15 protein-coding genes are annotated in these 19,734 nt (G+C 46.0%); 7 read left to right on the top strand and 8 right to left on the bottom strand.

Annotation, left to right across the window (positions count from 1 at the left end; genetic code table 11):
* Positions 1-144: 144 nt before the first annotated feature.
* Entirely contained in the window at positions 145-846 is a 702-nt protein-coding gene (locus tag L4D06_RS13645; RefSeq protein WP_429739968.1) for a PilZ domain-containing protein, read from the top strand.
* Between the two features lie 39 nt (positions 847-885).
* Complete coding sequence (locus tag L4D06_RS13640; protein WP_429739966.1) at positions 886-2,178, top strand: alpha/beta fold hydrolase; 1,293 nt, start codon at positions 886-888, stop codon at positions 2,176-2,178.
* Between the two features lie 73 nt (positions 2,179-2,251).
* Here the strand turns inward: L4D06_RS13640 and L4D06_RS13635 are convergent, their stop codons facing one another.
* A complete protein-coding gene (locus tag L4D06_RS13635) occupies positions 2,252-2,638 on the bottom strand; it encodes a hypothetical protein (protein ID WP_274164543.1) in 387 nt (128 codons plus the stop codon).
* 328 nt (positions 2,639-2,966) lie between these two features.
* Here L4D06_RS13635 and rarD point away from each other — a divergent pair, with 328 nt between their 5' ends.
* Positions 2,967-3,866 carry an EamA family transporter RarD gene (gene rarD, locus L4D06_RS13630; protein WP_429739964.1) on the top strand — a complete coding sequence of 300 codons (900 nt, stop codon included), beginning with the start codon at positions 2,967-2,969 and terminating at the stop codon, positions 3,864-3,866.
* A 71-nt stretch (positions 3,867-3,937) separates the two neighbouring features.
* On the opposite strand, the gene L4D06_RS13625 is transcribed toward rarD, so the two are convergent.
* The 3 genes from L4D06_RS13625 to L4D06_RS13615 form a co-directional block, all read right to left on the bottom strand.
* Positions 3,938-7,087 (bottom strand): efflux RND transporter permease subunit, encoded by a 3,150-nt coding sequence (locus tag L4D06_RS13625; protein WP_429739963.1) that lies wholly within the window; start codon positions 7,085-7,087, stop codon positions 3,938-3,940.
* A 6-nt stretch (positions 7,088-7,093) separates the two neighbouring features.
* On the bottom strand, positions 7,094-8,215 hold the full coding sequence (locus L4D06_RS13620; RefSeq protein WP_274164546.1) for an efflux RND transporter periplasmic adaptor subunit: 1,122 nt from the start codon (positions 8,213-8,215) through the stop codon (positions 7,094-7,096).
* 344 nt (positions 8,216-8,559) lie between these two features.
* Positions 8,560-9,084, bottom strand: a complete 525-nt coding sequence (locus L4D06_RS13615) for an NADPH-dependent FMN reductase (RefSeq protein WP_429739961.1) — start codon at positions 9,082-9,084, stop codon at positions 8,560-8,562.
* A gap of 304 nt (positions 9,085-9,388) precedes the next feature.
* Between L4D06_RS13615 and L4D06_RS13610 the strand changes: the two genes are divergently transcribed.
* Both L4D06_RS13610 and L4D06_RS13605 read left to right on the top strand, forming a co-directional pair.
* A complete protein-coding gene (locus tag L4D06_RS13610; protein WP_429739959.1) occupies positions 9,389-10,951 on the top strand; it encodes an ABC transporter substrate-binding protein in 1,563 nt (520 codons plus the stop codon).
* An 80-nt stretch (positions 10,952-11,031) separates the two neighbouring features.
* Positions 11,032-13,938, top strand: a complete 2,907-nt coding sequence (locus L4D06_RS13605; protein ID WP_429739957.1) for a methyl-accepting chemotaxis protein — start codon at positions 11,032-11,034, stop codon at positions 13,936-13,938.
* A 66-nt stretch (positions 13,939-14,004) separates the two neighbouring features.
* Here L4D06_RS13605 and L4D06_RS13600 read toward each other — a convergent pair whose 3' ends face one another.
* Positions 14,005-15,369, bottom strand: coding sequence for an MATE family efflux transporter (locus L4D06_RS13600; RefSeq protein WP_274164550.1), 1,365 nt, complete (start codon positions 15,367-15,369; stop codon positions 14,005-14,007).
* Positions 15,370-15,475: 106 nt separating this feature from the next.
* Here L4D06_RS13600 and L4D06_RS13595 point away from each other — a divergent pair, with 106 nt between their 5' ends.
* Complete coding sequence (locus L4D06_RS13595; RefSeq protein ID WP_274164551.1) at positions 15,476-16,363, top strand: LysR family transcriptional regulator; 888 nt, start codon at positions 15,476-15,478, stop codon at positions 16,361-16,363.
* Positions 16,364-16,404: 41 nt separating this feature from the next.
* Complete coding sequence (locus tag L4D06_RS13590; protein WP_429739954.1) at positions 16,405-17,181, top strand: heparin lyase I family protein; 777 nt, start codon at positions 16,405-16,407, stop codon at positions 17,179-17,181.
* Between the two features lie 113 nt (positions 17,182-17,294).
* On the opposite strand, the gene L4D06_RS13585 is transcribed toward L4D06_RS13590, so the two are convergent.
* Genes L4D06_RS13585 through L4D06_RS13575 form a run of 3 tightly spaced genes read right to left on the bottom strand, consistent with a single transcriptional unit; the run spans position 17,295 to position 19,728 of the window.
* Complete coding sequence (locus L4D06_RS13585) at positions 17,295-17,774, bottom strand: DUF3299 domain-containing protein (RefSeq protein WP_274164553.1); 480 nt, start codon at positions 17,772-17,774, stop codon at positions 17,295-17,297.
* Positions 17,775-17,778: 4 nt separating this feature from the next.
* Complete coding sequence (locus tag L4D06_RS13580) at positions 17,779-19,035, bottom strand: ABC transporter permease (RefSeq protein ID WP_274164554.1); 1,257 nt, start codon at positions 19,033-19,035, stop codon at positions 17,779-17,781.
* The gene (locus L4D06_RS13575; protein ID WP_429739951.1) at positions 19,036-19,728 is read right to left on the bottom strand and encodes an ABC transporter ATP-binding protein; all 693 of its coding nucleotides are present in this window, start codon (positions 19,726-19,728) and stop codon (positions 19,036-19,038) included.
* Positions 19,729-19,734 lie beyond the last annotated feature (6 nt).

The raw sequence follows: 19,734 nt of genomic DNA, 5'->3' as shown, positions 1-19,734 counted from the left end.
TACAATTACGGTAACAATCATTCTATTGACTAATCGATAAATTAGTCGCACCATCGTCAGCAATATAGATGTCGTAAATTTGAGACACGCCTAATTGCCGCTCAAAATTGCCGATTCACTTCAACTTCAAATTTTCAAGATCAAATGAAGACCACTGATTCTCTTTCTCCTTCCGTCTTTTTACCGACGATTCCGGTAGGCACGGCACTCACGTTTGAGTTGAAATATAAAGATAACCATAAAGCGTTTGGCGGCACGTCACGTCTCATTGGGTATCGTGATAAAAAATACATGCTATTAGAAACACCTGCCGACCCTGAACTCGGGAAACTACTTCTTGAACCTGCAGATTGGGAAGTGGTTATTCGTGGGCTTTCATCTTCTCGCTATGGCGAGATCTTCGCGTTACGATCTCATATTCTCAGCGTAATGCATCGACCTGAAAAGATGCTCGCCATTGCCATCCCTAGCTCTGTTAGCATCCATAGAATGCGAAGATTTGCTCGCTATACCGTGTCACGAATAGTCAAACTTGCCATTAACGGTCGAAATACGTTGGCCAAACTTGCAGATTTCTCGCTCGGAGGATGTGCCATTAGGGTATCGAATAGCCAGTTTGTCGACAAAGGCGAAAGCGTGCGTTTTAGCATCAGTAACTTGCTGGATGAAACTGTCTATTTCAACGGAACGGTCGCCTCTGTGAGTAGCAGTGGTGAAGGTATTCAGTTAGGTATAACATTCAATGATGAACGAACCCATCAATCACGCGACGTGCTTGCTAGGCTCATTTTGTCCACCGAACTTGATGCAACAAACTCGACTAGCGATATATCTACCGTGGCTTAACGTTTTTACTCTCATACACGCACAAAACAGGAAGTTAGAATGCAAAATTCTTTCATAGACGATGGCTTACTCTTTCGTCAGCATCACTTTGATTTACCACTAAATTACAATAAAAAAAGCGGCAAAACGATAAAGGTATTTGCACGTGAAGTGGTTAATTTGGACAGTGACAATGCTTCACTTCCTTGGTTGGTTTATTTTCAAGGTGGTCCAGGCTTTCCTTCTCCGCGCCCCGAAGGAAAAAGTGGATGGCTCAAACGTGCCTTGCAAGAATATCGTGTTCTTTTGTTAGACCAGCGAGGTACAAGCCTTAGCACCCCCCTTACTCACGAAACCCTTGCGCATTTCAGTCCTACTGCCCAAGCCGATTACATCTCACATTTTCGCGCTGATAACATTATTCGTGACGCAGAAGCCATTCGCGAAAAGCTCGGCGTCGATACGTGGTCTATTTTAGGGCAAAGCTTTGGCGGGTTTTGCGCGCTCACTTACTTGTCTTTCGCACCGAGTAGCCTGTCTCGTGTTTATATCACAGGCGGTGTCCCTTCTCTTAAGCGTCCTGCAGATGATGTTTATCGCGCCACCTATCAGCGCGTGCTGGACAAGAATACGGCGTTCTTCGCTCAGTTCCCAAGTGCCCAGCAACGTTGTATTGAGATTGCTGATTATTTAGCCGCAAACGATGTCAGTTTACCTAACGGCCAAACGTTCACCGTAGAACAGTTCCAACTGATCGGCATCAACCTAGGTCGAAGTGGCGCTAACTTGCCCATGTACTATCTGTTAGAAGATGCATTTGTTGAAACAGCCCAGGGAAAATACCTAAGCTACTCCTTCTTAAATGCCATGCTGACTGAGCAGAGCCATCAAACCAACCCAATTTACGCCTTCTTACATGAACCGATATACAACCAAGGTGACGCATCCACTTGGTCTGCCCATCGTGTGCGTAATGAGCACTTCACTGCATTCAACTACGAAGATGGCAAACCCTTCTTATTTACCGGTGAAATGGTCTATCCGTGGATGTTCGACCAAATGAAGACCTTAACGCCATTAAAAGCGGCGGCTGACATTCTTGCATCCAAAAGCGATTGGCCAGAACTTTATGACCTAGAAACATTGGCTAAGAATACCGTACCCGTCACGTGCGCTGTTTATGCAGACGATATGTATGTCGAAATGGATTATTCACGTGAAACGCTTAAGGGAATTCCCAACAGTCGCGCTTGGATCACGAACGAGTATGAACACAATGGCCTTCGAGCGGATGGAGAGAGAATTCTAGGTAAGTTGATAGATATGGGTGAGCAGATCGCCAATCTTCCATGATTGCTATTTGTTGAAACACCATTTTTGACGAGACAAGGCCCAAGCAATACAACACTGCTTGGGTCTTTGACCTTTAAGGCTTATAAAATCGGCTGTCGTTGAACACATCTCGTTCGCGCGGATCTTGCGACAAAAACATCCAAATTTCTTTCATTGTTTGGTCGAAAAACTCGTCTTCCAACACCGTCAGTGAGCAGTGTTGATCCAAGGTCGATGCAAAGCGTTCTAATGATTCAAACCCAACGGTTTCAACATCATTGATACCCATAAAGATGAGCTTCTTGTGGTGTGACAAAACGGTATTGCGCGGCAGTATCCCTTTGCCAAGCACTGAGAAATCAAGTTCAACTTCCAGCCCAATTCTGTTCTGTTTTACGTGGTAAACCCCACCAACCTCAGACACAACACGGTAATTCAGTTCTTCAAAATAGTTGAGCACAGCGTTTTTCAATTCGAGCATGAATATCCAAAATCATAGAACAATCCTAAGCAGCAAAAGTTAAAGGAATATACTCACCGAACCAAGTTTTTTTATTGGCATTTTTCATTTATCTAACAACATAAAAATAGACACAAAAACACCACAAGCCACCAACATATTTAATACACTCAAGTTTCGCATAATTGTCTGTTTTTATTACTTATAATTTAGATTCAAACATTCTCATTGGCGCAAAAATAATGTCATAACGAAAAGCCATCATTTAGTGACCGTATTCGGTTTACTATTTTATTTTTCGCCCTACAATCTCGCCTCCTTTTTCTCATTTTCATTCCGGTATATTTCTATGAATCCGACACGTTTTGGTAACGTGATGGCGGCTGTTGCCTTTCTGTTGTGGGGCGCAATGCCGCTTTACTATCAATTTATGCCCAACGCCGCGATGGATGAGTTACTTGCGTTGCGAATCGCTGCATCAGTGCCTTTCTTATTACTCATGCTGCAATGTAGAAAAGGGAATGCACCGACATGGAAAACCCTCACCGCAGACAAACGTTCGTTTATGTTTGCCTCGCTAGCGTCGGTAATGATGTGTGTGTCATGGAGTGCATTTACATGGGCGATGACCAATGATCGTGTATTAGACGCAAGCCTAGGCTTTTTCATTAATCCATTATTGGTTATTGGTCTTGGCGTGGTGGCATTTAAAGAGTCACTGAGTTTAGGCCAAAAAGCAGCCGTCGTATTTGGCGCTTTAGGCTTGAGCTACCAAGTGTGGCAATACGGTGAGGTGCCCGTCGCGGCAGTATTGATGGCGGTTTTCTTTACGTTATATGGCTGGTGCAAACGCCATGTGAAATATGATGCTATCTCTAGCCTGTTGGTCGAAGCGATTGCACTGATGCCTTTCGCTGCAGTTTATATGGCGTACAAAATTGGAACAGGTACAAGTATCGCTGTATCCGGTGACATGTCGACCCTACTGCTATACCTTGGCGCCGCTCCGATAACCCTAGCCCCGCTGTTCTTCTTCTCTGAAGCACTTAAGCATGCAAAGTTATCAATGATTGGACTGATGCAGTACATCGAACCAAGCCTGCAATTTGTTCTGGCCGTGGTGTTGTTTGGTGAAGCGTTTGATAGCGTCAAAACCGTCAGTTTTGGCCTAATTTGGTTAGGTCTGGCGATTTCTATTGTCGAAGGCTTGATCAGAGTAAAACCCAAACCCGATTTACCACAAACCTAATTATTGGTGAACAGAATAAAAAAAGAGGCATCCAAGGATGCCTCTTTTTGTTCGTCCAGTTACCGTATTAACTAGTCTTCCAGATCCACCAATTTGGTTGAGCCGCCATGATGTTTCTCACGCAGTCGCTGGATCAAGGCGAAGAAGCCAGGTATCAAGAACGTACCCGCCAACAACACACAAAGTAGGCCGCCCGTTAGCGATATACCCAGTGAGTTCTGGCTTATATGGCCCGCTCCGCTAGCAAATATCAGCGGCATGATACCGAGAATGAATGACCAAGACGTCATATTCACAGCACGGAAACGAAGCTTACCGCCCATTACCGCCGCTTTCTCGATAGAGTGCTCATTCTGCTCGCGTTCATTCTTGCCAAACTCGACAATCAATATGGCATTCTTCGCCGCCATCGCAATCAACAACACCAAACCAATTTGTGCATACAAGTTAAGCGGTGTACCTGTCATTGCAAGGGCAAGGAACGAACCTAACGTCGCAACCGGAACCACCAATATGATAGCAAGTGGAATACTCCAACTCTCATATTGCGCAACCATAAACAGGTAGATAAAGATCAGCGCGAGAGCAAACGCGTAGATGGCAAGATTGCCCGCTTGCTTCTCTTGATACGCCATACCTGTCCACTCATATTGGTAGCCTTGTGGCAGAATTTCAGCAGCAACACGTTCCATCGCCGCAATCGCATCGCCCGATGAATAACCTGGTGCTGGAGAGCCTTGGATCACCGCAGAACGATACATGTTATAGCGCCACGCAACATCAGGTTCAAACACCTGCTCAACATCAATCAAGGTGCTGAGTGGAACCATATCGCCCGAGGTTGAACGCACGTGGAAACGACCAAGTGAATCAATGTCATTACGGAAGTCAGCATCCGCTTGAATGGTCACTCGGTAGTTCTTACCAAACAGGCTGAAGTCATTCACGTACATTGACGCTAGGTTACCCTGAAGTGTCGTGAATATTTCAGACAGTGGGATCCCTAATTGCTTAGCCTTTTCACGGTCAATATCAACATAGAAGTGAGGAACGTTTGCGCGGAATGTACTGAACGTACGTGCAATTTCTGGTTGCTCATTCGCCGCTTCCATCATCTGCTGCATCACCATCGCCAAGTCACCACGACTTCGACCTAAGGTATCTTCCAACACAAACTCGAAACCGGAAGCAGGGCCCATGCCCGGAACCGCTGGTGGCCCCATCGCGAACACAATGGCTTCTGGCAATTGCATTGCAGCAGCCATATTGATGCGGTTGATGATATCAAAGGATGAATGGTCGCCATCAAGTTGCTGGCGCGTATCCCAATCTTTCAACTTCACAAACATCGACGCACCGTTTGATGCCGCTGCACCAGTCAGAAACGCATAACCATTCGCAACGGTTGCACCTTCCACGCCCGGTTCACGTGTCACAATTTCATTTAGCTTGCCGGTGACTTCTTCAGTTCGTGATAATGATGCCGCATCAGGCAACTGGATGTTGATCAGCAAGACGCCTTTGTCTTCCTGAGGAACAAAGCCCGTCGATGTGGTTTTCGCAAAGTAACCCGCCGCACTGACCGCAACCAAAAACAACACGCCCAGAACCGCAGTTTTGCGTACCAAGAAGCCTGCAACAGAACCATATTTGTTGGTTACCTTATCAAGGCCACGGTTAAACGCTGTAAACCAACGAGCATGGTTATCTGTGCCTTGCTTGAGCACCAATGCACACATCGCTGGTGACAAGGTCAATGCGTTGATTGAAGAAATCAATACTGAGATACAGATGGTCAACGCAAACTGACGATACATGATCCCTGTAATACCCGGCAGCATTGCAACAGGCAAGAACACCGCAAGCAATACCAAGGTAGACGTGATAATAGGACCGGTCACTTCTTTCATCGCCAGCAAGGTTGCTTGTCGAGGCGTCAGCGACGGGTCTTTTGCCATATTGGTATCAACGTTTTCAATCACCAAGATGGCATCATCGACCACAATACCAATAGCCAAAATTAGGCCAAACAAGGTAACGGTGTTGATGGTGAAACCCGCTGCGAGCATGATGGCAAAAGTACCAATCAACGACACAGGGATAGCAACCACGGGGATCAACGTCGAACGGAAACTACCTAGGAACAAATACGTTACCGCAATAACCAGTAATACCGCTTCTATCAGGGTTTTCAATACACCCTTGATAGACTCAGCCACGAACAACGTTGTGTCGTAGCTGGTTTCATAAGTCATCCCTTCTGGGAAGTTCCCAGACAGTTCTTCCAATCGCTCCATCACTAAACCACCACTTTCTAAAGCGTTAGCATCAGATTGCAGGTTTAAGATCACGATAGAAGCTGGCTGATCGCGGAACTGGCCGTTGCCCGTGTAAAACTTACGTCCCAAAGAGACATCAGCAATGTCTTTTAGGTAGACCATCGAACCATCGGCATTCGCACGAACAACGACATTTTCAAACTCTTCAGCAGAGCCTAAACGCCCTTGCGTCACCAATTTAAAGGTCATTTCCTGTGCGTTGTTAAACGGTGGCGCACCGATATCACCCGCTGCCACCTGAACGTTTTGTTCAGCGAGTACTGAACGCACATCAGAGGTCGTAATACCAAGGTTGGCCATCTTCTCTGGATTCATCCAAACACGCATTGCGTATTCGCCGCCACCCAGCACGTTCACTTCACTGATGCCTTTCACACGGGCGATTTGGTCTTTTACATTCAAGTTAATGTAGTTAACCAAAAACTGATCATCATACTTACCATCCGGTGAGTAGAAGTTCAGAACCATCAGCAGATCGGGCGAACGTTTTTTCACCGTCACACCCACCTGACGAACCTCAGGCGGAAGCTTTGATTCAATTTGAGCAACACGGTTCTGTACGTTGACCTGCGCCATGTCAGGGTCAGTGCCAATATCGAAGGTCACGTTCAGACTGTAAGAGCCGTCGTTCGCACTCTTGGAAGACATGTAGATCATGTTTTCCACGCCATTCACCGACGTTTCAATCGGGTCAGCGATGGCTTGTTCAACAACCTCTGCACTTGCACCAGAATAAACGGCACTGACACTAACAGAAGGCGGGCTGATCCGCGGATATTCTGCAACAGGAAGGTTCAACAATGCGATGAAACCAGCCAGCGTCAGAATAATGGATATCACCAGCGCAAACTTAGGGCGCTGGATAAAAAAGCGACTTAACATATCAGCTTATGCCCCTTGCCCTTGAAGGCGAACCGTCATGCCATTACGAACGCGTTGCAGACCTTTGGTCAGCACTTGTTCGTCATCATTAAGTCCACTCAGTACAATCACACCCTGGTCTGTTTGTGGGCCCAACTTGACGTTACGACGCTCAGCAATGTTGCCTTCTTGCAACACCATCACGAAGTCACCTTCCAGATCGGTTTGAACAGAAAGACGCGGCACAACAATGCTTGGTGTCGTTTCTTTATCTTTCACGATAACTTCAACATATTGACCCGGCAGCAAGCGGTGCTCAGGGTTTGGGAAGGAAGCACGAAGTGCAATAGTGCCCGTCTTCGTGTCGATACGGTTACCGAGGTAATCCAATTTGCCTGGGTATTCATAGTCGTAGCCTTTACCTAAGCTTAGGAACACTTCGACTCGGCCACTGTTGCCTTGACCACCGCCAGTGACACGGTCAGCACCTGCATTTAACCGTTGCTTCTCACTCATTGAAAATGACGCTTGCATTGGGTCGAGGCTAACGATGGTGGTAAGCACGCCCGTAGAAGGAGAAACTAAATCGCCCAAACTGGCGCGACTTTCACTGATTCGTCCTGTAAAAGGAGCCACAATCTGAGTGTGGGACAAATCGAGCTCTGCCGCTTGTAGTTGAGCTTCCGCAGATTTAAGCGCTGCCTCGGCTTGCAGTTTTGCCGCTGTGAGGCGGTCAAATTCAGATTGGCTAATACCACCGCGAGGAAGTAAATCTTCGCCGCGTTTAAAATCAAGATTTGTATTCGTCACACCCGCGTTTGCCTGAGCAACAGCCGCTGAAGCGCTCGCCATCTTGGCTTCATAAATTGATGGGTCAATTTGGAACAACGGCTGACCAGCCTGAACCATTTCACCTTCTTTAAAATGTCTCGCTGTCAGGTAGCCTGACACTTGCGGAACGATACTCACGTCTTCAACCGCTTCAGTACGACCAACAAAGGTTTGCTGCGCTTGATAATCGATGACTTTGGCTGACTGCGCAGTCACTAACGGTGAAAAACCGCCTTTTTGACCCGTTTCTTGTCCTCCACATCCAGCAAGTAACGAAGCGCCAATAAGCGCGGGAAGCAATAACTTCCGTTTAATCATGGTTCTCTCCTTCCCTTTTCGCTGACTACACGCCACACCAACAAGGAATTGAATTATTTTTAATGGGATTATTGAGTCAAAACAGCATGTGCAGCCTGTCCCGTAAAAGTAACGAGTGTGACAAAAATGCACATGACGACGGAAGTATGCCAAACATTCCTTACTGCTAGCTGTATGAGCGAAGAAATTGCGATTAAAACGTTAGAAAATAAACCAATCAATTGCGGTGCGGGAAGTGAGACAGGGATGATCTATTGAAGCTGACATAATTAAAACTCGAGCCAGCTTAAACGATAAGATCTATACCCAAGCAACAACAAGATGCTTGGGTATATCATTTTCTGTTAACGAAGCATGTTCATCGCTTCGGCTAATTCCGCAGATAGCGCATCGTTGCTTAACACGCCAGCTTCACTATCAAAGTTATCGAAGAATGAAGGAATGGAAAGTGACGCTTTTAAGTCGCCATTAAAATGGGGACAAGACGCAGACGCCGCGGCCAATACGTTCTTCGCACCGCCAGGCCCTGGAGAGGTTGATAGCAACACCATTTTCTTGCCTTGAAACACTTTTTGGTTAATGCGAGAAGCCCAATCAAACAGGTTTTTGTATGCCGCCGCATACGATCCATTGTGCTCTGCAAACGAGATAACCAACGCATCGCACTCACCAATCTTGTTGAAAAACTCCTGTGCTTTTTCCGGATGACCGAGCTCTTCTTCCCTATCAGTACTAAACAACGGAAGTTCATAGTCGTTAATGTCCAAGATTTCAGAATCGGCACCATCAATCAAACTCACCGCATGAGTCACCAATTGTTTATTGATTGATTTTTTACTGCTCGATGCCGCGAAAGCCAGTAGCTTCATACCATTCTCCAAAATGATTGTTTTTACGTTGATTTTCATCTTAACGTTTAAGCAACTTACTACTCGTATTACTTTTCAGATCTCCGAAACATGCACTCGGAAACAGACAGAAATCCGCCAGCCACTAACGCCATAACCCTTCGATAATAACATGGAAATAAAATCTTTAAATTCAGACCATTACGAATAAGACGTCTAATTTTGAGTCATCAGCCTCATAAATGAGTCATTGATTAACTACACTTTTTTAAAGAATCGTCGTTGTTCAACAACGCTTAATCCCAACCCTGGTCAGGTATTTGATATGAAATGTCTACATTCATTCATCACGACAAGCCTATTTTTATCTTTGTTTGTTCCAACACTGGCATGGTCTGCCCCAACGATAGGTTCACAGTTGAATGTATTCATTCCTAGCCTGCCCTATTTGTATATCTCTCACTCAATTAATAGCGCCCTCTTGCGGCCCGCCGACAATGACCGCGGCTGGGACTACGACATGGCGGTCTCACACAGAAAAGTGGATGACACCACCTATGAATTTTCGCTTCGCCAAGGCGTAAAGTTTCAAGACGGTACCCCATTTAATGCGGATGCAGTTTTGCTCAACATGAAGTACTTCAAGGAAGCGCCGTTTTTGTTCACCAAAATAGATACGGTGTTCGACAGAGCTGAGAAGGTGGACAACTACACCGTGCGCTTTCATTTGAAAGAAAAGTATGGCCAATTCCTCAATGACGCCATTTGGATTCAGTTCTACACAGAAACCTATCTAGAGAAATTTGGTTGGAATGGCAAAGCGACCTGCCCAAATCTCGCTGAGCCTGGTCCTTATGGCTTGGGGCCATACATCCTCAAAGAAGGCTACATTGAAGGGGATCGTCAAACACCCAAAGCCGTTTTGGTGGCAAATCCGAATTATTGGAACCCCGAATACCCGAAAATTGAGACCGTGACTGTCTTCACTGAACTTGATTCTAAAAAGGCGCTCGAGATGACTCTCGACAAAGACAATGCTCTCGACATTATGCCAATCCCTTTCTCTGAAAAAGAACGCGTTCTTCAATCCCGATACGCCAAGTTAGTATCAGCACCTTCAACCAATAACATCGCTATTCATATCAATATGCGTACAGGCAACAAACGACTGTTAGACAAAGAAGTACGTGTTGCACTCAATAAGGCGCTAGACCAAAGAAGACTGCTTGAAAAAAGCTATCAAGGCGAAGGACAAATCAGCCCAACCTTGGCAGCTCCGCTCTACCCCGGCGTCGACAAAGTCGTGAAGAACCTCAAAGCCTATTCTGAAGTAGAAAATCCAAAAGCCATCCGCGACGAACTCAAGAAAACCCTCGATGGACTAGAACTGAACGTCTATACCCAAGATCGGTTTATGTACATATGGAAAGGCATCGACCGTGACCTAAGAAAAGTCGGCGTCAAACTCAAATTCAACATCACTAACAGTGAAAAAGATGTGTTTGGTCAATTGCTCACGACCAATGCAAGAAAAAATACGGAAGACTGGGATCTGCTCGTGTGGGGCGACGACGATTGGTACTACAACCACCCTTGGTCAGCATTCTTCGTTTACCGCACCCACAATGCATGGAGCACGATTTTTCAAGACAACACCATGGACAATTACATCGAACAAATGTTCAAAGAGTCCGTAGGCACACCTGAATTTGACGCTATTTCCGAAAAAATCATGCGTAGAGCTTATAACAATGGCTACATGTTGTTTGTCCCTACGCCAAACAAAGTGTTAGCCGTCAACAAACAAGTGAACTACTCGCCATACAAAATGGCAAATATTCCACTTTGGGAAATCAGCCTCAAACCAACACACTGGTCAACAAAGTAAAAATTCTGTTGGCTGAAAAAGTCATGGGATAAAACGGGGACGGCGGTTTGCAGTCCCTCTTTAGTGAGAAAGGGTATCGAATGTTTTCAAAGCTAAAAATCAAACTTCTTATGATCTTCTTACTCATTGGTGTGTTGCCAATACTGATCGTGGGTTATTTAGCGCTCTCGCAATCAAGTTCTGCGCTACAAGATCAGGCTTTCGCACAACTTGTGAGTATGCGAGAGGTGAAGAAAGATCAAATCCTTTCATACTTTGAAAGAGCCATTAAAGACACTCAGGTTCTAGCAGAAAGTGAAGACACAAAAAGAATTCAAAAATTACTTCAATTCTACGCGAGCGATGAAGAGGTAGAACAAAACGAAGTATTTCCAACCGATACCTATGAGTACCAAGATATCTGGGAGAGTAACGGTAAAACCCTGACAAATTTCATCAATCTATATGGATATTCAGATGTATTTATCATTCAAGCAGATACGGGACATGTTGTCTTTACAGCGAAGAGAAACAGTGACTTAGGCGCCAACCTCAATTCTGGCCCATTAAAAAGCAGTCCATTGGCAAAGCTGTATAAAGATGTTATCGCAAACAACACGTTGATTATACAGGATTATCAGCGTTACGAGCCTCTAGACAATACGCCGATTGCGCTGATTGGCGTTCCTATAACCGATTTGAGTGGCAATGTTTTGGCCGTCGCTGCACTTCAACTGTCGATGGATGAGATCAATCAGATCATGCTGCAACGTACAGGGATGGGCAAATCGGGGGAAACTTATCTGGTGGGCCCTGACTTTTTAATGCGCTCTGACTCATATCTAGACAGCACTTCTCGCTCAATTATTGCGTCCTTTTCTAACCCTATAAATGGAATGGTGAAAACACTAGCAACCGAAAGAGCCTTCAACAATGAAACCGGCTTCGACGTGGTTCTGGACTACAGAGACATCCGAGTTTTAACTGCTTACGCCCCCATCAAGTTTGGTGAGAATGATTGGGCGTTGATCGCAGAAATCGATGAAGATGAAGCTTTCGGTCAAATCATTGCGCTTAAGTGGATGATTGGTATCGCACTGCTTGTCGGTGCAATGATAGTCAGTGTGATCGCGCTCTTGGTTACCCGATCAGTGACCATGCCCATACTCACCCTGACGCAGAATTTAGAGGCAGTGGCACTGTCAGGCGACTTTTCGTCAAGGGTTGCAGTGAAGAGCAAGGATGAGCTTGGCCAGTCTGCCAGTGCCTTCAATACCCTCATGAACAGCATGCAGGCAGCCATCTGCGATATCAAAAAAGTGATGGAAGGCCTTGCCGAAGGTGATTTCAGCCATCGAATAGAGTCCGATCTTAAAGGCGATTTACTCTCTATTAAACTCGCTACAAACACATCGTTGGAAAACGTTGAAGCTTCAGAGCGTATGAAAACTGAACTGGAACGAGATACAAAACTTCAAGCAGAAGAAAATGCTCGTGTCCGTCAAGCACTCGACAACGTCTCAACCAACACGATGATAACCGACCAAAATTATAATATTATCTACCTCAATCGCGCATACCAAACGCTGCTCAATGAAGCAAAGGACGATTTCACACAAGTTATCCCCTATTTCAATCCTGACGAAATACTGGGTAAAAACATCGATTTTTTCCACAAAAACCCATCACACCAACGTGGAATACTCGATAATTTAAGCAACACACATTCGCTTGAATTGTCGGTTGGCAGTCGCATGATGGCAATTTCTGTCAATCCTATTATCGATGAGACGGGCGATAGAATAGGCACTGTCATTGAGTGGACAGATCGCACCGATGAAGTTGCTATTGAGCGGGAAATAGACACCATGATCGATGCTGCCGCACAAGGCGATTTTTCCAAGCAGTTATCGCTCGATGAGAAATCAGGCTTTACGCTCAAACTCGCTCAAGGTCTCAATGCCCTTACCACCAATACTGATACGGCGCTGGAAGATATGCAGCGAATGCTGGGAGCAATGGCCAGAGGCGACCTCACACAGCGCATCGAGAAAAATTACAGTGGCCGATTTGGCCAGCTAAAAGCCGATGCTAACACCAGTATTGATAAGCTCACTCAGGTGATTGGTGATATTCGTCGAGCATCCGAAACCATTACAAATTCGTCCAATGAGATTGCATCTGGCAATCGCGATTTGAGTCAACGCACTGAAGACCAAGCCACGTCATTGCAAGAAACCGCATCAAGTATGGAAAACATGACTGACACGGTGAAAGAAAGTGCTGAAAATGCAGTAGTGGCGAACAAACTCAGTGAAGATGCCAGAATCAAAGCCCGAGAAGGTGGCAATGTCGTCATGAGAACCATTACTGCCATGGACCAGATCAGTGGTGCGAGTAACAAGATTTCAGACATTATTGGGGTGATTGATGAAATTGCTTTCCAAACCAATTTACTCGCGCTCAATGCCGCCGTTGAAGCGGCTAGAGCAGGAGAGCAAGGCCGTGGTTTCGCAGTCGTTGCAGGTGAGGTGAGGAGCTTGGCACAGCGATCTGCAGAAGCGGCAAAAGAAATCAAAGAGCTTATCCGTGATACCAATAAAAAGGTCGAAGATGGGGCCGAGTTGGTCATTGAGTCAGGGGATACCTTGCAAGAAATCGTCAATATGGTCGAAGAAGTCAGCAACAAAATGTCTGATATCAGCACTGCTGCGCAAGAGCAAAGCTCAGGCATCGAACAAGTTAATATTGCGGTTACCCGAATGGACAACATGACCCAACAAAACGCCGCCCTCGTAGAAGAAGCAACCACAGCGGGCGAAAGTATGCTGTCACAGGCTCGAGATATGAGTTCTATCGTTGAATTCTTTACCATCACAGGCAAGAAAGAAGAGATTAAATCTCCGACGTTTAAATCGACCCAAAAGAGGTCAATCCCCAAAAAGCCAATTCGAGTTCAAAAAGAAGAAGATGACGATGACGATGAAATAGAGTGGGGAGAATTCTGATTTAGAAAAGAGGATGACTCATTGAGAAAAAGGGAGCGACAGCTCCCTTTCATTTTTCCGATGTCGTTATGCGACAGCCAAATTGGGTAAATCTTTATCAGGTTGCTGCTTAAGAATATGTCGCCACATAATGGGTATCACTACAGATGCGAGCACCACGTTAGACAGTGGCATTGACATCCACACCCCTTCTACACCATACATTCTTGGCAATACCGCTAAAAATGGCAGTTGAATAAACATGTTGCCCAAGGAGATAGCTAAGGATGTTCCGCCCTTTCCGACAGACAAGAAGTACATGGATGCGAGAATGATAAGCCCATCCAGATACATTGCAGACAGATGCAAACGAATGCCGGTTGTCGCCTCTTGAATCAACGCGGTGTTACCTGAATTGAACCACCCAATCACAGTATCAGGGAACACGTTTAGCACTGCTAACCAGCCCACACCACCAGCTAACGACACGATAGTCGCAAGCTTCGCGACTTTAGCAATATTTTGGTACTGTTTCGCACCATGATAAAAGCTGACTTGTGGTTGCATGCCCTCGGCAATGCCCTCAGCGACCACGTAGTAAAGTGTCATCAAATACCCAACAACCGCAAACGCCGCCACACTGACATTTGAACCATAGATCACAAACAGCTTATTATGGAATGCAACCAGCACACCGTAATACATAAACATCGCCAACGACGAGCTACCCAACACGATAGTTTGTTTCGCATCAGACAAATTACCCTTCGCTGGGTGCTTAAATATTGAAAGCACCGAATGCTTGGAAAACAGATAAACAAACGCCATAACGACAGTGATTAACTGCGCCGCAATGGTTCCCATTGCAGCTCCTTTTAGGCCCCACCCCAATACACCAATGAAGACATAGTTCATCGCAATATTGCTTAGTGCACCAGCCACCATCATGGCAGTCGCGACGATCGGGCTATCATCATTTCGAATCAAAAAAGGTAAAGCAGAAGCCGCCACCGTGAGCACAGCTCCAAACGCAAAGGTATATAAGTAATCTACGGCATAGCCTTCAGCAAGCCCCGTTGCACCTTGGAGTTGAACCAACGGTTCGCCAAGCAAAAAGATATACAGCGAAGACAATGCGCCAAACAGAGCGGTCAACCACAGACCTGTCGCCATCGCATTTCTAGCCGCACCCAAATTTTCTTCACCGCGATATTGAGAGATAAGACTCCCTGCGCCCATGCCGATCATCAGGCCTGCGCCGCCCACAATGGAGATGACAGGCCATGCGATATTCACCGCCTCTAGGCCTTCTGCTCCCACAAAGTGACCAATGAAAATACCGTCAACGAGATAATAGAGCCCGTTAACGATCATTGCCGCAATAGCAGGGACAGTAAAACGCCAAAACGTTTTCGTGATTGATTCACTTGGTTTTGGTTCAATAGCATGCATAAAAGACTACTTTAAAAGGGAAAAAGAGACAGGCGCGATTTTGACGTTGTTTTGATATAGATAAAAGTTACAATCAATCCTAAAAACGGATAGGTTGGACATCACGATGCAGTGGACACTTGAACAGCTCAAAGCCTTTGTAGAATCAGCAGAAGCAGGCTCTTTCTCGGCGGGCGCACGTAAACTGGGTAAGGCACAATCACGAGTGAGCACTGCCATCGCAAACTTGGAAGTCGACCTTGGATTCGACTTATTCGACCGCAGCGCAAAGCTTCCTGTGCTAACTGAAGCCGGTAAAGAAATGTTGGTGGATGCAAAAGCCATCCTGCAGCAGTGCCAACGCATGAATTCGCGCGCTATGGCCGTCACACAGGGAGATCCCGTCGCCTTTACCGTTGCCATGGACGAAGCCGTCCCCATGCAGACGTTTGAGATACTGTTTACTATGTTGGCCGAACACTTTCCCGAATTAAAAGTGACGATTCTTAACGGCTCTCAAGACGACATTTCTACATGGGTGAGCGAAGGCAGAGCTGATATGGGGTTTATCTTCCGCGTAAAACCACTTACACAGTCTTTAGATTGGTATGACATTACCACGGTTAATCAGGTGCTTATTGCAGCGTACGACCATCCGCTTTCTGACATTGAGCACCCACATGAAGATGACCTCGTAAAGCATCGCCAACTCGCCATCCGTGACCGTTTGGGTTATTCCCAAGAGCAACCCCTCTCGCCACGTTATTGGCATATTGATAGCTATTTTTACATTGCTAACCTCGTTATGCGGGGAGTCGGCTGGGCATTTGTACCTGCTCACGTCGCCAACCACGATTGGCTCGAAAGTACGGTTAAGTTGTTATCTCTGAATGAACTCTCTAGCCCTCCCCTTCTCACTCTCAGTGCAATTAAGACGAAGAAACGCGGCTGGGACAACGTCATGCTATGGATAGACAGCACACTCCATACACTCTTTCCCGGCCAGCACTCGTGATCTAGCAAGACACACCGCCAAACAGCGGCTAAGTTTTATGTATGAATATGGTTTTCAACATAAAATTGATCCCACCACTCATGAGCTTGCTTGTCAGTGGTTGTGTTTCCCTCACCAATAACAATCACTTACCTCAAACGGGTAGTTTTGATTTATTTCAACGCTCATTGAGTACCACTGAACATGGGTATCGTATCTCACCGGACACGACAGGATCGGCACCGACAAAAATGATCGACGTCTTCGATGTACGTCCTGGTGATTGCTCTTTTAATTCTGGATGGAATGATTGCCAGAACGACCGAGAACGAAGTGAGCGTTCAGAAACCAACAAATCAACCGGTCTGCATAGCGAATATTGGTACGGCTGGTCGATCTACTTTCCTAAGGACTACCCAAATGTGTATCCAACAAAAGTTGCCCTCGGCCAGTTTCATCAAAAAGATTCTCACCCCGTTTGGATGTTCCAAAACAGCAAAGGTGGTTATCACTTAGATAATCAAGTCATGGGGCACAGCAGTCACTATTATCCGCTTATCGAAGAAAACAAGCTTCGTGGTCGCTGGCATAGAATCGAAGTTAATGTACGCTGGGAGAATAACCAAACTGGCTTTTTTAGAGTGTGGGTAAATGGCAACCAGAAAGTAAACTATGAAGGAGCAACAATGGATGCCTCCTACGTGTATTTCAAATATGGTCTTTATCGCTCTTTTCTATCTCGCTATAAAAATGAAAATAATGTCGATAGCGTTCCCGCACAGACAGTCTACTTTTCAAATGTTAAGCGCAGTCTCTCGCGAGATGGGCTATCTGAGTAACCCACCCTCGTTGACACCAAACCTGAACGTATAAACGTGAAAAGTTAGCGAGTAATAACAAAAAACCGCCCTAGCACGGGCGGTTTAATTTAATCATACAAGAGCCAAATCACTTATTCGTCATACGGTTCTATTGTCACCCCTTCAAGCAAATAACCCGCTTGGGCGATGTCGTGCGAAACAGTTTGTGTCTTGAGCGTACCGACCACATAAACCACATCCCAAAGCTCTTGCACTGGTGCGCCCGCTTCAAATTTCACGTACACAATTTGGTTTGGTGGTGGCGGTGGCACATGAATACAAGCGCCAAAAAATGGCACAAGTAAAAACTCGGTCACTGTGTTGGCGTCTCCTTCAAGAGGGATAACAAAACCAGGAATTTTCACCTGACTGTTGTTTAGTTCTTCACGTATATTTCCCACTAAATTTTGCTGTGTGACGTCACCGTTGTGATCAATCATGGGCATACCATTTTCAGCAAACATCTTGCGCTCTGCTTCCGGTATCAGGTCAATCCAATCAAGGGTCAATGTATCGTCGGCTTGCGCCAACAAGGGCAAACAAGTTGCCAACAGTAAAAACCATTTTTTCATTATGTTATATCCGTATCGTCATTCCATCAGAGAGTGACTGGCGGTAAGCGCGCAGTGCGGGTAATACACCCACTAAAAAGCCTGCGATCAAAACAATACCAATCAATGTCAGTTCTTGTGTGTTCAGCCATGTTGAAGAAAGTTGGAGCCCGTACTGACTCAATACATAAGGCGCAGAGACGCCGAGAATGACAAACAGTGCGAGTACACCCAATATAATTCCCAGCAGTGTTAAGAATACCGCCTCGCTCACCAACAACACAAAGATATGAGCAGGCCTAGCGCCCATAGCCCGCAGTATTGCCATTTCTCGTCGACGTTCATTCAAGCTAGTAAGAAGACTGGAAAGCATGCCCAACAAACCCGCTATCACCACAAATCCCGATACCACTAACAGCGCTTGCTCTGCCACAGACATTAACCCCCAAAGCTCATGTAGCGCAATCCCGGGCATAATGGCGGTTAATGGCTCCCTTGGATATTCGTTGACGGTTCGCATCAGAGCAAAGGTTTGAATTTTGCTTTTCAAACCAACCAACAACGCTGTGACTTGCTCTGTTTCGAGTTTGTCAGGGTCAATGTTTTGAGCGTTCACCCCATTGCCAATCTGCACACCACGTTCCCATCCGACGTGCACGGCTTCAATCGCGGGAAGAGAAACATGTACGCTCTGGTCAACCGGCGTTCCGGTTGGCGCTAAAATCCCTGTAATGGTAAATGGCAAATTGTCGTGACGGCTAAACTTCACGTCTGACAGGCCGTGCGCAATCACAATGTCATCGCCCATTTTATAGCCAAGCTTTGCCGCGACTTCTGCGCCAATCACTGTGTCGAACAGGCTCTCAAACGGCTGGCCTTCAGAAAAGGAAATAGGCTGCTTATTACCATATTTATAATGCTCAAAATACTCCCCTGTAGTTCCTACCACACGAAAGCCTCGGTGCGAATCTCCAAGCGAAATTGGAATGGTCCATGCCACTGCGGGATTACGCTGTATTTCTTCCACGCTAGACCAATCAATATTATTGGTTGCATTACCGATACGAAACACAGAATAGAGCAGCAAATTCACCTGACCTGAACGTGCTCCCACAATAAGATCAGTACCAGAAATGGTGTTGGCAAAGCTCTCTTTTGCTTGGGTTCGAACACGCTCTACACCTAACAACAGCAGCAAAGAGATGGCGACGGTCAAAATGGTAAGAAAGGCCGTGGCTTTGCGGTTGTTAAGGCTTTGAAGCGCCAGACGGAAAATAGCCATCTACAACACCTCCGTTTGCATAGCACCACGGTTAATGTCAGTCAGAGACACGGCGCGGTCAAAATGGGATTCAAGCGTGTGATCATGGCTAACAAAAAGCAAGCTGGTGCCTGCACGCTCGCATTCTTTCATCAACAGCGTAATAAACGCATTACGGCTGTCATGATCCAACGCAGAGGTTGGTTCATCCGCTAACAGCAATGCCGGACGTCCAATTAATGCTCGAGCAGCGGCAACACGTTGCTGCTGTCCAATACTTAGCTCGGTCACTGGCTTATTGAGGCACGAGTCAGGCAAAGCTAAGGCGCGCAGCAAACGCGTTGCTTCCTCTTCTAGCTTGACCTCAACTCTTTGCTTTCTTTTTGAAGAAAATCGACAAGGCAGCGTCACGTTATCTAACACAGAAAGGTATGGCAGCAAATTGAACTGCTGGAAGATATAGCCCAAGTGATCAGCTCGAAACGCGTCTCTTTTTGCACCTTTCATCGACGATAGATCGGTATCCAAAATACGCAATACGCCCGATTCAGCCACGTTTATACCGGCGATCAGCCCAAGTAACGTCGACTTGCCACAGCCACTTGCCCCTTTAAGAAATACCTTCTCATTTTGTTTGACTTCAAAGTGAGGAATATCAATTTGCCACTCGGCCTGCCTTGGCCATTTAAAGCATAGATTTTCAATCAATAGCATTTTATA

Source organism: Enterovibrio makurazakiensis (assembly GCF_050336585.1).
Lineage (GTDB): Bacteria > Pseudomonadota > Gammaproteobacteria > Enterobacterales > Vibrionaceae > Enterovibrio > Enterovibrio gelatinilyticus.
Note: the sequence above shows the minus strand (reverse complement) of the source record. Positions and strands in the feature narration are given on the sequence as shown.

Excerpts from the sequence above, each read along its gene's own strand:
- L4D06_RS13575 (WP_429739951.1), bottom strand. The coding sequence starts at position 19,728 with ATGCTATTGATTGAAAATCTATGCTTTAAATGGCCAAGGCAGGCCGAG.
- L4D06_RS13645 (WP_429739968.1), top strand. The coding sequence starts at position 145 with ATGAAGACCACTGATTCTCTTTCTCCTTCCGTCTTTTTACCGACGATT.
- L4D06_RS13580 (WP_274164554.1), bottom strand. The coding sequence starts at position 19,035 with ATGGCTATTTTCCGTCTGGCGCTTCAAAGCCTTAACAACCGCAAAGCC.
- L4D06_RS13635 (WP_274164543.1), bottom strand. The coding sequence starts at position 2,638 with ATGCTCGAATTGAAAAACGCTGTGCTCAACTATTTTGAAGAACTGAAT.
- L4D06_RS13605 (WP_429739957.1), top strand. The coding sequence starts at position 11,032 with ATGTTTTCAAAGCTAAAAATCAAACTTCTTATGATCTTCTTACTCATT.
- L4D06_RS13625 (WP_429739963.1), bottom strand. The coding sequence starts at position 7,087 with ATGTTAAGTCGCTTTTTTATCCAGCGCCCTAAGTTTGCGCTGGTGATA.
- L4D06_RS13600 (WP_274164550.1), bottom strand. The coding sequence starts at position 15,369 with ATGCATGCTATTGAACCAAAACCAAGTGAATCAATCACGAAAACGTTT.
- L4D06_RS13640 (WP_429739966.1), top strand. The coding sequence starts at position 886 with ATGCAAAATTCTTTCATAGACGATGGCTTACTCTTTCGTCAGCATCAC.
- L4D06_RS13620 (WP_274164546.1), bottom strand. The coding sequence starts at position 8,215 with ATGATTAAACGGAAGTTATTGCTTCCCGCGCTTATTGGCGCTTCGTTA.
- L4D06_RS13610 (WP_429739959.1), top strand. The coding sequence starts at position 9,389 with ATGAAATGTCTACATTCATTCATCACGACAAGCCTATTTTTATCTTTG.
- L4D06_RS13585 (WP_274164553.1), bottom strand. The coding sequence starts at position 17,774 with ATGAAAAAATGGTTTTTACTGTTGGCAACTTGTTTGCCCTTGTTGGCG.
- L4D06_RS13615 (WP_429739961.1), bottom strand. The coding sequence starts at position 9,084 with ATGAAGCTACTGGCTTTCGCGGCATCGAGCAGTAAAAAATCAATCAAT.
- L4D06_RS13595 (WP_274164551.1), top strand. The coding sequence starts at position 15,476 with ATGCAGTGGACACTTGAACAGCTCAAAGCCTTTGTAGAATCAGCAGAA.
- rarD (WP_429739964.1), top strand. The coding sequence starts at position 2,967 with ATGAATCCGACACGTTTTGGTAACGTGATGGCGGCTGTTGCCTTTCTG.
- L4D06_RS13590 (WP_429739954.1), top strand. The coding sequence starts at position 16,405 with ATGAATATGGTTTTCAACATAAAATTGATCCCACCACTCATGAGCTTG.